Origin of the sequence: Sphingomonas elodea ATCC 31461, from assembly GCF_000226955.1 — a bacterium.
Classification (GTDB): Bacteria; Pseudomonadota; Alphaproteobacteria; order Sphingomonadales; family Sphingomonadaceae; genus Sphingomonas; species Sphingomonas elodea.
The window spans coordinates 1-16,126 of sequence record NZ_AGFU01000082.1; the positions used below are offsets into that span (position 1 = coordinate 1).

Genomic DNA, 16,126 nt, shown 5'->3' on the forward strand with positions numbered 1-16,126 from the left:
CCGCCGATTGCGCCCTTCCGGCGCGCAAGGCAAGCATTGGCAAGCCCCGGCCCCACCGCTAACACCCGGGGCCCCTCACGCAAGGACACGGCCATATGGCGAAACTGGGAACCGTCTGGGAACGCGCGACGGAATTTGTCGGCGAACGGATCCGCATGCTGGCGCCTCTCGCGCTGGCGGCGTTCGTGGTGCCGAACGTGGTGAGCGCCTGGTGCCAGGCACAATCCGCGGTCGCGGCGCCGGGCATGCAGCTGGTGCTGTTCCTGCCGGTACTGCTCCTCTCCATCGTGTCGATGGGCGGGTCGCTCGCGGTGATCGCGCTGGCCACGGGCGAGGGCACGCTGGGCGGGGCGACGCGCCTCGCGGTGCGCCGGCTGCCGGCGGCGCTGCTGGTCTCCATCCTGATGGGCATCGCGGCCGCCATCCTCGGCGTGCCCGTGCTGCTCATCCTGGCGGCGCGCGGTTATGACGTGATGGTGATGGCGACAGGGCAGGGGGCCAATGTGGTCGTCGATCCGCAGACCTCGAGCATCGTCGCGCTGTACGCGCTGGTGGTCGTCATTCTCCTCTGCGTGGCGGTCAGCCGGCTGATCCTGGCGAGTGCGGTGGTGCTGCGCGAGGGCGTGGCGCTGGCGTCGCTTCGCCGCTCGTGGCGGCTGACCGCGGGGCACGGCTGGCGCATTTTCGGCACGCTGCTCTTGTTCGTGGTGATCGCCGGGATCGCGCAGCTCGCCGCCCGGACGGTATTCGGCAGCGTCTTCGCCCTGCTGTTCGGCGCGGGCGAGGGCATGACCGCCGCGTTCCTGCTGACCGCGCTGGTCACGTCGTGCGTACAGGCGGTGGCGATGCTGCTGCTCGCCGCCTTCCAGGGCAAGCTCTACGCCGAGCGCGTCGACGAAATGGCGGGCGCTGCATGACCTTGCGCCTTGCCGGCCTGTTTGCCGACGCATCGGCCCTCTGGCGGCGGGAGCGCGCGCTGGTCGTTCCCGTGGCGGGTGTGTTCTTCCTGCTGCCGAGCCTCGGCATGCTGCTGCTCGCCACGCCCTTCTTTCCCGAACTGGCGAATCTGCCGGACCAGGCGGCGCTGCTCGATTTCTACGATCGCTTCGTCCAGGCGAACATGGTGCCGCTGGCGCTCGCCTATTTCGCGCTGGACTATGGCACCTTCGCGCTGCTGAGCCTGTATCTCAACGGCAACGGCCGCACCCTCGGCCAGGTGCTCGCCCTGTCGCTGCGGCGGCTGTTTCCGTTCCTGCTGCTGGAGCTGGCGACCGGCGCCGGCTTCCGGCTGGGCCTGATGCTGTTCGTGGTGCCGGGCCTGTTCGTCTATGCCCGCACCTGGCTGGCGGCGCCGGCCTATGCGGCGAAGCCGGAGGGCGGGCTGGTCGACGCGCTCCGCCAGGGCTGGGCGCGCAGCGCCGGGCTCAACGGCCTGCTGTTCCTGCTGGTCACCGCGATCCTGTTCATCGCAGGACTGGCGCTGATGGTGGTCGGCACCATCGTCAGCGGGTTGATCGGCAGCGCGCTCGGCGGCGGGGTCGCGGCCGACGCGCTCGGCTTCCTGGTGCTGTCGCTGGTCGGCGCGCTGGTCTGGTCGGCACTGGCGATCCTGCGCGTCGCCGCCTACCGCGCCACCGAACCCAGGCAGGGAATGTGAGGCGCCGCCTCCATCGGTAGCACGCCCAGCAGGCGAGGATCGGGGAAGGTCTCGATCGTGCGCTGATAGGGCACGAAGCCGTGGCGGCGATAGAAGCCGAGCGCGGCCGGGTGATCGAGCGTGCAGGTGTGCACCCAGACGCGCTCCACCTCCTTGCGCCAGGCAAGGGCGAGGGCCTGCCCCATCAGCCAGCCGCCATGGCCCTTGCCGGTGATCTCCGGCACCAGCCCGACATAGGCGAGCTCGCAGGTCGCCTGCGCGCGGAAATCGAGCTCGAGCATGCCGACCTCCACGCCCGCGCGATCAACGACGGCATGGACCAGCACCTGCGGATCGTCGAGGATCGCCCGCAGCCGTGCCTCGTCCATCACCAGCCGCGAGAACCATAGCCACGGCCCGCCCACCCGTCGGAACAGCGCGCGGTACTTCTCGCTGTCCGGCGCGGGCCAATGCACCAGCCGGAAGGGCGAGGGCTGCATCGGACGGGGCCGGGGCCGTTCGCGCATCTCCAGCGCGGTGACGATGGTGGCGAGGTGGTCGTTCGCTACCGGCAGCAGGCCCATGCCGTCAGCTCCACGCGGCCATGGGCGGCAGGCTCATCAGGATCGCATCGACATTGCCGCCGGTCTTCAGGCCGAACAGGGTGCCGCGATCGTAGATGAGGTTGAACTCGGCATAGCGGCCGCGCCATTCGAGCTGGCGCTGGCGATCGGCATCGTCGAAGGGCTGATGCATCCGCCGGCGGACCAGCCTGGGGTACACGTCGAGAAACGCGCGGCCGACATCCTGGGTGAAGGCGAAATCCGCCTCCCAGTCGCCTTCCAGATGATCGTAGAAGATGCCGCCGACGCCGCGATGCACCTGGCGGTGCGGAATGTAGAAATAGTCGTCCGCCCATTTCTTGAAGCGCGGATAATGGCCCGCGTCGTGCGCGTCGCACGCGGCCTGCAGCCGGGCGTGGAAATCGGCGGTGTCTTCCTCGTAGGGCAGCGGCGGGTTGAGGTCGGCGCCGCCGCCGAACCAGCGCTTGGTCGTCGTGAGGAAGCGCGTGTTCATGTGCACCGCCGGCACATGCGGGTTGGCCATGTGCGCGACCAGGCTGATGCCGGTGGCGAAGAAGCTGGGGTCCTCGCCCGCGCCGTGGATGGTCTTGGCGAAGTCCCCCTCGAGGGCGCCGCCGACGGTGGAGACGTTGACGCCCACCTTCTCGAACACCCGACCCTTCATCACCCCGCGCACGCCGCCGCCGCCAGGCGCGCCGCTCGTATCGGTCCGGTCCCAGGGGAGGTAGGTGAACGCAGCGTCGGAATCCGCCTCGCGCTCGATCGCCTCGAACTCGGCGCAGATCGAATCGCGCAGGGATTCGAACCAGGTGCGCGCGCGCTGCTGTTGTTCGTCGAGCGGGATCACGGCCTCGATCATGCGGGGAATCCTTCCGTCTGGCGTAGTGCCTCGGCCAGCCCGATGCCCGTTGCGACCGCGAGGTTCAAGGAGCGCAGCGTCGCCCGCATCGGAATCCGAACTGCAGCATCGGCGCGGGCATGGACGAACTCGGGCACGCCCGCGCTTTCCGAGCCGAACAGCAGCGTGTCGCCCGGTTCGAACCGCGCCTCCGGCAGGCGGACGCCGCCGCGGGTGGTGAAGAGCACCAGCCGCGAGGGTATCCGCGCCTCGAAGGCGTCCCAATCGGCGTGGCGAACGACCTCCGCCGCCGCGTCATAGTCCATCGCCGCCCGCTTGCGGGCACGATCGCCCCAGGGAAATCCCATAGGCTCGATCAGGTCCACCGCGGCATCCATACAGGCGGCCAGCCGCAAGATGGTGCCGACATTCCCAGCAATTTCAGGCTGGAACAACGCAATGCGAATGGTGGCGGGAGAAGTCATTTTGCAGTGCAACATTAAGGCCCTGGAGACGAGAATATGAAAAACCCTGTTGGCAAAGCTGCATTGCGCCGTCTATCAAACTTGGGATGGCAGCCGGAATTCCGGCCGGTACCGAGCATCGTTTCGTCCGCGTTCCTCTCTCCGCGGCTCTCTCGCGGAAGTGTTCCGAAGTGCAAGGGCTAGAGCATGGCAACGTTTGAAGAAGGCGTTTCTCCCGGACAGACCGTAGGCCCTGGCGGCGAACTTCTCGAAAATCCTCGTCGTCGCGATTACCTCACCTATGCGGCCGCCTCGGTGGCGGCGGTGGGCGCAGGCGTGGTGGTGCTGCCGCTGGTCAACTCGATGAACCCCTCGGCCGACGTGCTGGCGCTGTCGACCACCGAGGTCAATCTCGACGCGATCGAACCGGGACAGGCGATCAAGGCCAGCTTTCGCAAACAGCCGCTGTTCGTCCGCAACCTGACGCCGGCGGAAATCGCCCAGGCCGATGCGGTGCCCGTCTCCAGCCTGCGCGACCCGCAGACGCTGGAACAGCGCACGGCGGAGGGACACAAGAACTGGCTGATCACACTGGGCGTGTGCACCCATCTCGGCTGCGTGCCGCTGGGCGCGGGCGAGGGGGAGAGCAAGGGGCCGTTCGGCGGCTATTTCTGCCCCTGCCACGGATCGGCCTATGATACCGCCGGCCGCATCCGACAGGGTCCGGCGCCGAAGAACCTCGAAGTTCCAAAATATAATTTCACGTCCGACACCGTCGTCGTGGTCGGGTGAGGAGAGACCTGGATGAGCTTTCCCTGGGCGCGCCATTACGAGCCGAAGAACCCGGTGATGAAATGGGTGGACGATCGGCTACCCCTGCCGCGGTTCGTCTATAACGCGATCGGTGCCGGCTATCCGGTACCGCGCAACCTCAACTATTTCTGGAACTTCGGCATCCTGGCAGGGCTGTCGCTGGTCATCCAGATCGTCACCGGCATTGTGCTGGCGATGCATTTCCACAGTTCGGCCGCGGGCGCCTTCGAATCGGTGAACGGCACGATCATGCGGGACGTGAACGCGGGCTGGTTCCTGCGCTTCGCCCACGCCAACGGCGCCAGCATGTTCTTCATCGTGGTGTACATCCACATCTTCCGCGGTCTGCACTACGGATCGTACAAGGCGCCGCGCGAGATGGTGTGGCTGCTGGGCGTCGTCATCTTCCTGCTCATGATGGCCACCGCCTTCATGGGCTATGTGCTCCCCTGGGGACAGATGAGCTTCTGGGGAGCGCAGGTGATCACCGGCTTCTTCTCGGCGATCCCCGTGGTGGGCGACTGGGTCCGCGTGTGGCTGCTCGGCGGCTATGCGCCGGACGATGCTACGCTCAACCGCTTCTTCTCGCTCCACTATCTGCTGCCCTTCGTGATCGCGGGCGTGATCATCCTGCACATCTGGGCGCTGCACATCCCGGGTTCGAACAACCCGACCGGCGTGGAGGTGAAGGGCGAGCAGGACACGGTGCCGTTCCACCCCTATTACACCGCCAAGGACGGCTTCGGGGTCGGCATCTTCCTGATCCTGTTCTCGACGCTGATCTTCTTCTACCCGGACTATCTGGGCCACCCGGACAACTACATTCCGGCCAACCCGCTCTCGACGCCCGCGCACATCGTGCCCGAATGGTATTTCTGGCCCTTCTACGCGATCCTGCGTGCCTTCACCGCGGATTTCATCCTCGACGCCAAGCTGTGGGGCGTGCTGGCGATGTTCGGCTCGATCCTGCTGCTGTTCTTCCTGCCCTGGCTGGATCGTTCGCCGGTCCGCTCGGCCCATTACCGGCCGATGTACCGCGTCGCCTTCTGGGTGCTGGTCGCGGACGTGCTGATCCTGGGCTGGTGCGGCGGTTCACCTGCCGAACCCTTCTACGTGATCACCAGCCAGATCGCGGCAGCCTATTATTTCGCGCACTTCCTGATCATCGTGCCGATCATCTCGCGGATCGAGACGCCGCGCCCGCTGCCCAACTCGATCACCGAGGCGGTGCTGGGGGATGAAGGCGGCTCGCGCATCACTGCCACCGCGGCGACGGCATAAGGGGGCCGGGGACCATGACGTCGATCTTTCTCCGTTCGATCAAATTCCTGATCGGCCTCGGCTTCGTCTTCGTGCTGCTGCTCGCCCTGCTGAGCAGCATCACCGGGCTGATCAAGGAACCGCCGAAGCAGACTGCCGAGCAGGCGCTGCACAAGCACCCGAAGGAACTGCACCTCGCCTCGAACGGGCCGCTCGGCAAGTTCGATATCGGCCAGCTCCAGCGCGGCTTCAAGGTGTACAAGGAGGTCTGCGCGACCTGCCACTCGCTGAACCTGATCGCGTTCCGCAACCTTGCTGACCTGGGCTATAGCGAGGCCCAGGTGAAGAAGATCGCAAAGGAATGGGCGATCAAGCAGCCGGTGTTCGACGAAAAGGCCGGCAGCTGGGGCGAGCGCGACAACCTGCCATCGGATCGCTTCCCGAAGGTCTATTATGCCGGCACCGGCAACCCGCCGGACCTGAGCCTGATCACCAAGGCGCGGCACGACGGTGCGGCCTATGTCTACTCGCTGCTGACCGGCTATGGCGAGAAGCCCGATCCGGCGGTTGCGGCCAAGTTCCCGGAGGCGATGAAGACGCCCGATGGCATGCACTTCAACCCCTATTTCGCCAACCTCAACATCGCGATGCCGCCGCCGCTGACCAGCGAAGGCCAGGTCCAGTTCGACGACGGGACCCGACCCACTGTCGACCAGATGGCGAAGGACGTATCCGCCTTCCTCGTCTGGACCGCCGAGCCGACGCTGCAGAAGCGCCACGAGGCGGGTCTCGCGGTCCTGATCTTCTTGCTGATTGCCACCGGGCTCGCCTATGGCGCGTACCTCACGGTTTGGCGCGGCATGAAGCATTGATGGACCTCCACCAGAACGAAGACATTCGCAGTCGCATTCGCACGATCCCCGACTTTCCGAAGCCGGGGATCCTTTTTCGCGACATCACCACGCTGCTGCTCGATGCCGAGGGGCTGCGGCTCACCATCGACCGGATGGCCGCGCAGGTGGAAGGCCCGATCGATCTGGTCGCCGGCGTCGAGGCGCGCGGCTTCCTGTTCGGCGCGGCGCTGGCGATGCAGCTCGGCACCGGCGTGCTGCTGATCCGCAAGGACGGCAAGCTGCCGGGTGCGACGATCGCCGAGGACTACGCCCTCGAATATGGCACGGACCGCATCGCCATCCATGCCGATGCGCTGGTGCCGGGCGCCCGGGTGCTGCTGGTCGACGACCTGATCGCCACTGGCGGTACCGCCCGCGCCGCGGTCCGGCTGCTCCGCAAGGCAGGGGCGGAGGTGGTGCAGGCCTCCTTCGTCGTCGATCTGCCCGATCTGGGCGGGGCCGACGCGCTGCGCGGCGACGGGCTCAAGGTCTCGGCGCTGGTCGCCTTCGAAGGCCACTGACCGGCGGCGCCGGCGCGGTCCACGTGCCGGCACCTGTCCCGTGCCTGCGACTCCAAGGCGGCGCAGATAGCGACTCTCCGCCCCCGAAGACGCAATGCGGCCAATGTGGAGCCGCGCGGCATCGATCCCGGTCGGGTGGCGCGGGAACTCCCATCCGTGCCCGCGCGCTTCCGCCAGCGAGGCGCGTGACCGGCATCGCCCGGGGCGTTTCTCCGGTAAGGAGCGTGAACATGCACATCGGGTTGAAAGCGATCATCGGTGCGGGGTTGCTCGGCGGCGCGGCGCTGCTGGGCGGCTGTGCCGACAGCGGCTATGGCTATGGCGGGGGTCGTGTCGCGGTGGGGAGCGGCTGGGGCAGCCCGTATTGGGGCTGGCATGAGGACTATTATTACCCCGGCACCGGCGCCTATGTGTATGACCGCTATCGCCAGCGCCACGCCTGGAGCGACGGCCAGCGGGCCTATTGGGAGCAGCGGCGCGGTACGTGGCGGGGCAATCCCCGCTGGCGCAACAACTGGCGCGATTTCCGCGGCCGCCCCGGCGGCTGGCGCAGACGCTGACGCCGCCACATCCTGTACAGGTCGCGACCGGCCCCGGCGATGTGCGCGCCAGGTCGAGCGGCGCGCCTCCGGCGGTACGGGGCCGGCCTGAGGCAAGGTGACCGAAGGAAGTGGGTTGATATCGTCCTACCAGAGCGAGCAATCCCTGGTTGCGCGCTTGTGCAATCGTGTGGACTGGCGAAGAGGTATTCTCGTTTCCGCTATTGTGCACAGCGCCTTGGATGACCGGCCCAAGTAAAAATGCCCAAAGGTGCATCCGCGCCGGCACCTTGCATCTTCCTCCATGATGACTTGAACAAGGATGAAATGCGGAGGGTGATGTGCACTGGTTCAAGGCGAATGCGCCAATTCGACTGAAGCTGCTCATCGCCTTCGGACTGTTCGTCTGCCTGCTTGCCGCTGCCACGCTCGGCCAGTTGCTGCTGTCGCCCGTGTCGTCGCTCGAGATCGATGGTGGCCTCACGCTGCTGGCCGTGGTCTGTGCCTGGTGGCTGCGCGAGGCTATCGCGGTACCCTATGTCGCCACGGTCGTGCGCATGGAGGGGCTCGCCGCCGGCGATCTCAAGAGCCCGATCGCCTATACCGACTATACCGACTGCGTCGGCCGCCTGACCCGTGCGATGGAGAGCTTCAAGCGCGCGGCGGAGGAGCAGGTCCAGCTCAACCAGCTTGCCCGCGAGCATGCGGCGGTGGTGCGTGGCATGGCGGCCCATTTCCAGCGGCTGGCCGACGGGGACCTCAGCGCCAAGATCATCGAGGCCTATCCGGACGAGTTCCGCGACCTGAAGGACGGCTATAACGGCGCGATCGACCGGTTGCGCGACCTGATCGACGCGTTGATGGACAGCACCCAGTCGATCGAGACCGGCAGCCGCGAGATCGCTCAGGCCTCGGGCAATCTCGCCCGCCGGACCGAGCAGGCAGCCGGCGAGCTCAGCCAGACCGCGGTGGCGGTGAAGCAGATCACCGGCAGCGTGCGGGAGACCGCGGTCGCCGCCGATCAGTCCCTCGCCGCCAGCGACTCCGCGCGCGCCGCGGTGATCGAGGGGCCCAACCGCACCACGGCGGCAACCGTCGCGATGGATGCGGTCACCGAAAGTTCGCGCGCGATCGACGGGGTCATCGAGGGCCTGGAGAAGATCGCGTTCCAGACGCGGGTGCTGGCGATGAACGCCGCGGTGGAGGCAGGGCGCGCGGGCGAGGCGGGCCGCGGCTTCGCGGTGGTCGCGGATCTGGTCAGCGCGCTCGCGCTGCGCGCGGAGACCGAGTCGGCCAGCGCCAAGGAGCAGCTGACCCGTGCCCGCGACGAGATCGGCACGGCCGTCGCGGCGGTGGGCAAGATCGACGAGGCCTTCCAGGTGATCGAAGCCTCGACCGAGGACAGCGCCCGCCGGGCCGACGATATCGCCCGCGCCAGCCGCGAACAGGCCCATGCGACCAACGCGGTCTCGGGTGCGCTCAGCTCGATCGAGACGGGCATCCAGCAGAATGCGGCGATGGTGGAGGAAACTTCGGCGGCGACGACGCATCTGCTCCGCGAGGTCGAGGTACTGAGCGGCCAGACCGGTGCCTTCAAGCTCGAACGGGACGCCGGCCGTCGCCGGAACGCCCATGGCGGGCAGGTACTGGCGATGGCCTGACGCCGGCTGCGCGTCTAGCGCGTTTTCACCATGGGTGAAGACGCTCTAGATGTTTGTTTGCCGCATTGTCCGAGTCGTTGACCGTAAACGGTCAACTTGAAAATGCTCTAATGCGCGCGGACGGCGTTCCAGTTGAACAGGAAGGTGCGGTGCTCGGCCCAGGTCTGGCCCTCCACCGCGTCGCCGCGCAGGCAGGCGGCCGTGTGATACGGCCCGGCGCCGTCGGTGGTGCGGAAGCTGACGCAGGTGCGCCCGCGCGCGGTCTTCCAGCGGCCGTTCTCGATCGCACTGTCATAGAAGCTGCCGGTCACCGATCCGTCCGGCGCGAGGCGGAGCTCCATCGTCTTGCGGTACGGCTTGTCGGGGTCGGCCGAGAGATCGACCGTCCAGGTGCCGGCGAGCCCGCCTTGCGGCTCGGTCTGCGCGCGGGCGGCAGGGGCGATCAGGGCGACGCAGAGCAGCAGGGCAGGACGCATCGGATATCTCCTCGCAGGGTGCGGGGAGGATAGCATTTCGGGCGGGGTTGGCGAGGGTTTCGCCGGGCATGGCGGAGGGAGGGGGCGAAGGACCCGGCCCCCCGGCCTCATCCCTGCTTGCGGCGGGCGATCAGCGCGTTGGCGATGAAGGTGAGGACGGGTTCGTCCTTCTGGTTGAACGTCGTCATCCGGCTGCGGACGATACCCATTTCCGGCCGGCTCTGCGACGCGCGGACTTCGAGCACCTCGGTCTCGCAGCGCAGCACGTCGCCGGGGAAAACCGGCCGCAGCCAGCGCAGTTCGTCGATCCCCGCCGCGCCGAGGCTGGCGACCGGCTCCTGCTCGTGGTGCGCGACCAGCATCGCCATCGTCATCGCGTTGGTATGCCAGCCGCTCGCCGCCAGCCGCCCGAAATGCGTCTTGGCCGCCGCCTCGTCGGAGAGGTGGAAGGGCTGGGGGTCATATTTGCGGGCGAAGTCGAGAACCTCCTCGCGGGTGACCTCGTAGCGACCGAAACTCGCCCGGTCGCCTGGCTGGATATCGTCGAAGGTGCGCATGCAAACTAGTTTCAATCAGAAACTAGTTTCTGGCAAGCGGATTCAGCTGGGGCGAAGCAGTGCGCGGAACGGCGCGTCGTCGCCGTCCATATCGGTGCGCGGCGGCAGGCCGAGCAGATCGCGGAGCAGCGGCGTGACGTCGACATTGTCGAAGGCGGGCACGGTGCCGTGGCGGAAGGCCGGCCCGGCAGCGATGAACAGCGCGGCCATGTCGCTCGACTGGTTGTCATAGCCATGCTCGCCGCGGGTATAGGGCACATCGGGCAGCTTCTCGACGATCATCCAGCGCGGCTCGGCCAGGCAGAAGATCGCCGCGATGCGCGGGTTGCCGCCATAGCGGAAGCGGGCCGGGATCTCGCCTTTCCGCCAGCAGGCCATGTGCGGATGCGGCTTCAGCAGCGTGCTCTCGACCAGCGCTTCCTTGCCCGGCAGCGGATCGAGCGCGGCGAAGGGGCCGGCTTCGATCAGGTGATAGCTGTCCTTGGGCAGGCCGAGCGGGATCACGCGCGTGTCGCTGGTCTCCGACATGCCGTGGTCGGAGACGATGACGAGGTTCGCGGGCTGGCGGAGTGCCGCGAGGCCGTCGACCAGGGTGCCGATCTGCGCGTCCACCTCGGCGGCGGCGCGGGTCACCTCGGGCGAGTTCGGCCCATGGGCATGGCCGACCGTGTCGACCCGGTCGAAATAGAGCGTGACGAAGCGCGGGCGATTGGCCTGCGGGCGCCGCAGCCAGTCGAGCACGGTATCGACCCGCTGGGTGTCGTTCACCGCCTGGTTGTACTGGAGCCAGTCGTGCGGGCGGGCGCCGCCGGCATAGTCGCCATGATCGGGCCTGGTCGCCCTGCTTCCCCAGGCGACGTTGGCGCCCGGCCAGAACACCGTGCCGGTGCGGATGCCGGCCTGCTCGGCCGCGACCCAGATCGGCTGGGCGGCATTCCACCAATAGGGGGCGTCGCTGGCGGTGGTGAACGTCTCGCCGGGATGCCCGGCATCCTCCATCCGGTTGCCGACGATGCCGTGGCGATCGGGCACCATGCCGGTCACCAGCGTCCAGTGATTGGGGAAGGTCTTGCTCGGGAAGCTGGGCCGCATCGGGCCGGTGATGCCCTGCGCGGCGAGGCGGGTGAGGGTGGGGGTGACGCCGCGCTGGAGATAATCGGCGCGGAAGCCGTCGATCGAGATCAGGATCGTGACCGGCGGGCGGGCTTCCGAAAGCACAGCCGGCGGCGGGGTACGCGCCGGCGGCGTGGCACAGGCCTGGAGGAGCGCGACGAGCGCGGCGGCGGCGATACGGGAAGTCCAGCGCATGGGCGGTTCATGCGCCGGATTCCCGGTACGGAAAAGGGGCAAGGCCCCGCCGCTTACCTGCCGAGCGCGAACCGGGCGAACAGCGTGTAGCTCACCGGCGCCTTCCCATAGGCGGCGTCCAGCGCGCCCGGCTTGAGATAGGTCGCCACCGATCCGCCCAGCGCCAGCTCGGTCTGGTTGGCGAGCGGGATGCGATAGGCATAGCCGCCCTCCAGCCGGGTCACCCGGAACTGCCGGTCGTGCAGCGGCGAGTCATGGTCCGGGAACAGCTCGTCATTGGTCACATTCTCCACCCGGCCGAACAGGCTGTGGCGGCGGGTGACGTCCCAATTGGCCTCGGCGGTCCAGGCGCTGAGCACCGGCCCGGGCAGGCGGTGCTTGGCCGCATAGGCGACCATCGCCGACACCGTGCCGTCGCTGTAGTGGACGCTGGCGGTGGTGCGCTGTTCGTCCTCCCCGGCATGGGTCGCCTCGGGGTGCTTGAGCCGTCCGGTCGAGACCTGCGCCACCCAGCGGTCGGTGGGCGACCAGCTGGCGCGCAGGCTCCAGCTGTCGAGCTTGATCGGGTCGATGTCCCAGCGATGCTCGTCCGGTTCATGGCCGTTGAACCAGGAGCCTTCGAGCTGCACCCGACCCGCCTGCACGCCGCCGGTGACGACGCCGTAGGTGATGTGGCTGCTGTCGAACCAGTGATGCGCGATCGGGGACAGCGTGAAATAGCGGGCCGAGCGGCGATGCATGAAGGCGCTGGGGCCGAGTGCGGGCTCGGCGACGGGACCGCCATAGAGGAACAGCTTGGTGCCCGGCGCGACCTGGGTGTCGACGCGGGCGCTCAGCTCCATGAACAGGTCGTGGGGGTGCTGGCGGTCGACCAGAGGCACGCCGTTCGCGGTCTCGCCGCTGGCGAACAGGTTGGGATAGCCGCGCTGGCCCATCGCGGGCTCCAGGCTTCCCATCGCGCGCAGCTGAAGCGTGGTGCCGTTGCCCCAGTCGCGCGTGGCGCTGAGCATCGCCATCGACTGGACGAACGCCTCGTCGCTGCCGCGTTTGCCGCCCTGATCGGTATAGGCGCCCCAGACATAGCCATGCGCCATCACCATCCAGTCGCCATGGCTCAGCATGACGCCGCGCATCGGCCCGTCGGCCAGCGGCAGCAGCGAGGTTCCCGAGCCGCCGGCGGCATGGTCCGATCCGCCCATCCGCATCATCGGCATGGACATGGCCCGATCGGCTTGCGCGGCGGGCATGGTGTGGCCCATCGCCGCATGGTCCTGCGGCGTCGGCTCGGCCGGCATGCTGCCCATGTCGTGCATGCTGTGATCCTCCTGCGCCAGGGCGGGAAGCGGGGCGAGCAGGGCGAGGGCGGGTAGCAGAATACGCAACGGATCAGACTCCCAGTACGGCGCGCATGAGCATCCAGAGGCCCATCGCGATCATCATCAGGTTTTCGGTGAGCGAGACGAAGCCGAGCGGCACGTTGCTGTCGCCGCCGACACAGGCGCATTTCAGCGCGCGGCGATCGACATAGACCGCCTTGAACACGGACACCGCGCCGATCCCGCCGATCGCCAGCGCCAGCGGGGCGGAGACCCAGGTCCACAGGTTCGCGGCCATCAGCAGCCCGGCCGCCGCCTCCGCAAAGGGATAGAGCGTGGCATAGGGCACCCAGCGGCGCGCGAGCAGGTCATAGCCGAGGAACATCGTCGCGAATCCCGACACGTCGCGCAGCTTCAGCATCGCCAGCAGGCACATCGCGAAGCTGGCGAACCATTCGACGGCGCGGACGGTGAACGGCGTGGCATAGACCGCCTGGCTGACGGCGAGCGCCATCAGTGCCGCCATGGCGAACAGCGCGATCACCGGGCGATAGGTCCTGGCCCTGGGATCGCGGACGTGCAGGCCTAGATAGCGGCGCAGGTCGTCATGCCCGCCGATCCGCTGCTCGCCGATAAAGACCTGCGGGGTGGTGGTGACGCCGTGCCGCGCCTTGAAGGCATCGGTCTCCTCGCGGGTGGTGAGGTGGCGATCGTCGACGGTGTAGCCGTGGCGCCGAAGCAGGTGCAGGGCGCGCAAACCCCAGGGGCAGACATGGCTGCCCATCACCATACGGTAAAGAATTGCGCTTTTGTTCGAGGCGGATGGCATGGTCTTCCCTTCGATCCGCCGCCCATATAGGGTCCGTACCATGGTACAGAGTCAAGCGGTGTCGCACTGGACGATCGGGAAGCTCGCCGAGGCGGGCGGCGTGGGGGTGGAGACGGTGCGCTATTACCAGCGCCGCGGGCTGCTCCCCACGCCCGCGCGCGGCGGCGGGCCGGATGCCGGCGTGCGCCGCTACGGCGAGGGCGAACTGCGGCGGCTGCGCTTCATCCGATCGGCGCAGGCAGCGGGATTCACGCTGGAGGAGATCGGCGAACTGCTCGACCTCGACGCCACCGACGATCGTGCCCGGGCGCGCGAGCTGGCGCAGGCGCGGATCGCGGCGCTCGACGTGAAGATCGCCGAGCTGGTCCAGGCTCGGGAGGGGCTCGCCCGACTCGCGCGGGAATGCGGCTCGGGCAGCGCGGGGCCATGCCCGATCCTGACGGCGTTCGAAGGCTGAAGCGCTTTCCGGCGCGGCGGCCTTATCCCGGCTCGGCGTGCAAAAAGCGGAGGAGTGCGCCTACTCCCGAAGGGGTGAGCGGGAACATGGGCCGGTGCACTCCTCCGTCAGGTCGCGCCTCGCTGGGGGGCGCGCGTCAGTGCATCCTCGCAAAGGCACGCGGCGCGGCGTAGCTGCCGGCCGGTGCGTCCTCGTCGATGCGGAAGGCTTCGGCGTTGCGGAGCAGGGTGCCCGTCTCGCGATCCAGCGATCGCGCGGCGGCGGAGGTCTGCTCCACCATCGCGGCGTTCTGCTGGGTCGCGGTCTCCATCTCCATGACCGAGCGGGTAATGTCGGAAATCGCACTGGCCTGGGACCGATTGTCCTCGCGCAGCGCGCCGACCAGCGCCTGCACGCCGTCGACATTCTCGACGATGCCGCCCAGCGCGGTATCGACCGCGCGGACCTCGCTGGCCGCGAGTGCCACGTCGACCTGGGTCTCGTTGATCAGTTCACGGCCGCGCTTCGCCTCTTCCTCGGCGCGCAGGGCGAGCGCGGAGACCAGGTCGGCCACCACCGCGAAGCCGCGCCCCGCCTCGCCGGCGCGCCCTGCCTCCACGGCCGCGTTCATTGCCAGCACGCGGGTCTGAAAGGCGATCTTGTCCAGACCTTCGACCACGGTGTCGATCGCGTCCGCCCGTTCGGAGACGTGGTTCATCGCCGTCGCCGCATTCTGCGCGGTGGCGCGGCCGGCACGGACCGCGGAGCCGGCCTGCTCGGCACGGGTCATCGTCGCCTCGGCCGAGTGGCTGCTGGTCTTCAGCCGGTTCTCGATCAACTGGATCGCGGCGCTCGTTTCCTGCAGCGCATGTGCGGTCGACTCGGTGCGGCGGGCGAGGTCTTCGGACGCGGTGGCGATCTCGCTGGAGCCGGTGCCGATGTTGCGGGCGCTCTGGATCGCGGTGCGAAGCATCTCGGACAGCGCACCGGTCGCGCGATTGAAGCTCAGCCGGATCGGTTCATAGGCGCCGGGGAAGGGGCTCGCGATGCGGTGGCGCAGGTCGCCCTTCTCCATAGCGGCGAGCGCGGCGGCCAGTGCCTGGCTGACGCGTTCCTGCTCGGCGAGGTTGGCGGCGTCGATCTCGGCCTGGCCGCGCGCGGCGGCATGGAACCGGGCGACGGCCTGGGCGATCTCGCCGAGCTCGTCGCTGCGCTCGCGGCAGGGGAGCGACCGGTCCTGCCCGCGGGCGAGTGCGGTGGTGCCTTCGGCGATCTGCGAGAGCGGCTGCATCACCCGGCCGATCAGCCACCAGGCAAAGCCGCCGATCGTGGCGAACAGCGCGAGGCCGAGCAGCGCGAGCAGCCAAAGCGATCGCCCGAGCGAACGCGCCGACTGCTCGCCCAGCGCCGCCTGTTCCTCGGCAGTCGCGCGGACCAGCGCGTCGATCGCCTGGCGGTGGGCGTCATAGTCGGCGGTGAGGGCGGCGTAGCTGCGGCGCGCGGCGGCATCGTCTTTCGCCGCGATCGCCTTGAGGAACGGGCCCTGCACTTCCTCCCAGAAGCGCGTCGCGGGCACGTGCGTGTCGGTGAGCACTGCCCGCTTCAGCCGTTCCGGCAAGGTCGATTCCGCCCAGACGGCGTGGCGATCGGCATATTGCTTGTACAGCGCACCGAGCCGCGTACGGGCGGCGGCCAGGCGCTCGGGATGGTCGAGCAGCAGCGTCGCTTCCAGATAGGGCTCGATCACATATTCGGGCGGCGGCAGGATATCGGCGTTGAGATCGGCGATCTGCATCGAGGCGCGGTGCATCGGGCCGCCCATGCGGATCGCATCGATTCGCCATGCCGAAACGGCAAACAGAATGGCGAGCGACGCGATGAGTCCGGCCGCGCCCGCGCGCACCCGTGCGCTGATGGTCATGTTCACGTTCCTATTCCGACACCCCTACCCCAGCGGATTATAGAAACGTTTGCGACCAATATCGGCAATGAGAC

Annotated in this window: 18 protein-coding genes; 9 read left to right on the plus strand and 9 right to left on the minus strand. The window is 68.2% G+C overall.

What is annotated here, in order from left to right; genetic code table 11:
* Window positions 1–95 precede the first annotated feature (95 nt).
* Together KK7_RS0118005 and KK7_RS0118010 are read left to right on the plus strand one after the other, a co-directional pair.
* Entirely contained in the window at window positions 96–917 is an 822-nt protein-coding gene (locus KK7_RS0118005) for a DUF7847 domain-containing protein (RefSeq protein WP_010546033.1), read from the plus strand.
* A complete protein-coding gene (locus KK7_RS0118010; protein WP_010546034.1) occupies window positions 914–1,657 on the plus strand; it encodes a hypothetical protein in 744 nt (247 codons plus the stop codon). Before KK7_RS0118005 ends, KK7_RS0118010 begins: the two co-directional genes overlap by 4 nt.
* Here the strand turns inward: KK7_RS0118010 and KK7_RS0118015 are convergent.
* From KK7_RS0118015 to KK7_RS0118025, 3 genes are read right to left on the minus strand one after another with little or no spacing between them, the layout of a single operon-like run.
* On the minus strand, window positions 1,624–2,220 hold the full coding sequence (locus KK7_RS0118015) for a GNAT family N-acetyltransferase (RefSeq protein ID WP_010546035.1): 597 nt from the start codon (window positions 2,218–2,220) through the stop codon (window positions 1,624–1,626). The genes KK7_RS0118010 and KK7_RS0118015 overlap by 34 nt on opposite strands.
* A 4-nt stretch (window positions 2,221–2,224) precedes the next feature.
* The gene (gene hemF, locus KK7_RS0118020; RefSeq protein WP_010546036.1) at window positions 2,225–3,079 is read right to left on the minus strand and encodes an oxygen-dependent coproporphyrinogen oxidase; all 855 of its coding nucleotides are present in this window, start codon (window positions 3,077–3,079) and stop codon (window positions 2,225–2,227) included.
* Window positions 3,076–3,525, minus strand: a complete 450-nt coding sequence (locus KK7_RS0118025) for a tRNA (cytidine(34)-2'-O)-methyltransferase (RefSeq protein WP_029623417.1) — start codon at window positions 3,523–3,525, stop codon at window positions 3,076–3,078. The genes hemF and KK7_RS0118025 overlap by 4 nt, the downstream gene beginning before the upstream one ends.
* Before the next feature lie 204 nt (window positions 3,526–3,729).
* On the opposite strand from KK7_RS0118025, the gene petA reads away from it, so the two are divergent.
* The 6 genes from petA to KK7_RS0118055 all read left to right on the plus strand — a co-directional run bounded on the left by petA (window position 3,730) and on the right by KK7_RS0118055 (window position 9,209).
* Window positions 3,730–4,314, plus strand: coding sequence for a ubiquinol-cytochrome c reductase iron-sulfur subunit (petA, locus tag KK7_RS0118030; RefSeq protein ID WP_010546038.1), 585 nt, complete (start codon window positions 3,730–3,732; stop codon window positions 4,312–4,314).
* A gap of 12 nt (window positions 4,315–4,326) precedes the next feature.
* Complete coding sequence (locus KK7_RS0118035) at window positions 4,327–5,616, plus strand: cytochrome b (protein ID WP_010546039.1); 1,290 nt, start codon at window positions 4,327–4,329, stop codon at window positions 5,614–5,616.
* A 14-nt stretch (window positions 5,617–5,630) separates the two neighbouring features.
* The gene (locus tag KK7_RS0118040) at window positions 5,631–6,467 is read left to right on the plus strand and encodes a cytochrome c1 (protein ID WP_010546040.1); all 837 of its coding nucleotides are present in this window, start codon (window positions 5,631–5,633) and stop codon (window positions 6,465–6,467) included.
* The gene (locus tag KK7_RS0118045) at window positions 6,467–7,009 is read left to right on the plus strand and encodes an adenine phosphoribosyltransferase (protein WP_010546041.1); all 543 of its coding nucleotides are present in this window, start codon (window positions 6,467–6,469) and stop codon (window positions 7,007–7,009) included. The genes KK7_RS0118040 and KK7_RS0118045 overlap by 1 nt, the downstream gene beginning before the upstream one ends.
* Before the next feature lie 230 nt (window positions 7,010–7,239).
* The gene (locus KK7_RS0118050) at window positions 7,240–7,569 is read left to right on the plus strand and encodes a hypothetical protein (RefSeq protein ID WP_010546042.1); all 330 of its coding nucleotides are present in this window, start codon (window positions 7,240–7,242) and stop codon (window positions 7,567–7,569) included.
* A 320-nt stretch (window positions 7,570–7,889) separates the two neighbouring features.
* Window positions 7,890–9,209, plus strand: a complete 1,320-nt coding sequence (locus KK7_RS0118055) for a methyl-accepting chemotaxis protein (RefSeq protein WP_010546043.1) — start codon at window positions 7,890–7,892, stop codon at window positions 9,207–9,209.
* Window positions 9,210–9,316: 107 nt separating this feature from the next.
* On the opposite strand, the gene KK7_RS21150 is transcribed toward KK7_RS0118055, so the two are convergent.
* The 5 genes from KK7_RS21150 to KK7_RS0118080 all read right to left on the minus strand — a co-directional run bounded on the left by KK7_RS21150 (window position 9,317) and on the right by KK7_RS0118080 (window position 13,695).
* Window positions 9,317–9,685: a hypothetical protein gene (locus KK7_RS21150; RefSeq protein WP_010546044.1), complete on the minus strand. Its 369-nt coding sequence runs from the start codon at window positions 9,683–9,685 to the stop codon at window positions 9,317–9,319.
* Between the two features lie 107 nt (window positions 9,686–9,792).
* The gene (locus tag KK7_RS0118065) at window positions 9,793–10,242 is read right to left on the minus strand and encodes a MaoC family dehydratase (RefSeq protein WP_010546045.1); all 450 of its coding nucleotides are present in this window, start codon (window positions 10,240–10,242) and stop codon (window positions 9,793–9,795) included.
* 42 nt (window positions 10,243–10,284) lie between these two features.
* Entirely contained in the window at window positions 10,285–11,550 is a 1,266-nt protein-coding gene (locus KK7_RS0118070; protein WP_010546046.1) for an alkaline phosphatase family protein, read from the minus strand.
* Window positions 11,551–11,603: 53 nt separating this feature from the next.
* Window positions 11,604–12,932: a hypothetical protein gene (locus KK7_RS0118075; RefSeq protein ID WP_083836140.1), complete on the minus strand. Its 1,329-nt coding sequence runs from the start codon at window positions 12,930–12,932 to the stop codon at window positions 11,604–11,606.
* Window positions 12,933–12,936: 4 nt separating this feature from the next.
* Window positions 12,937–13,695, minus strand: a complete 759-nt coding sequence (locus KK7_RS0118080; RefSeq protein WP_040599162.1) for a MauE/DoxX family redox-associated membrane protein — start codon at window positions 13,693–13,695, stop codon at window positions 12,937–12,939.
* Between the two features lie 40 nt (window positions 13,696–13,735).
* On the opposite strand from KK7_RS0118080, the gene KK7_RS0118085 reads away from it, so the two are divergent.
* Window positions 13,736–14,152 (plus strand): MerR family transcriptional regulator, encoded by a 417-nt coding sequence (locus KK7_RS0118085; RefSeq protein WP_040599147.1) that lies wholly within the window; start codon window positions 13,736–13,738, stop codon window positions 14,150–14,152.
* A 136-nt stretch (window positions 14,153–14,288) separates the two neighbouring features.
* Here KK7_RS0118085 and KK7_RS0118090 read toward each other — a convergent pair whose 3' ends face one another.
* Entirely contained in the window at window positions 14,289–16,052 is a 1,764-nt protein-coding gene (locus KK7_RS0118090) for a methyl-accepting chemotaxis protein (protein ID WP_010546050.1), read from the minus strand.
* Window positions 16,053–16,126: the final 74 nt, after the last annotated feature.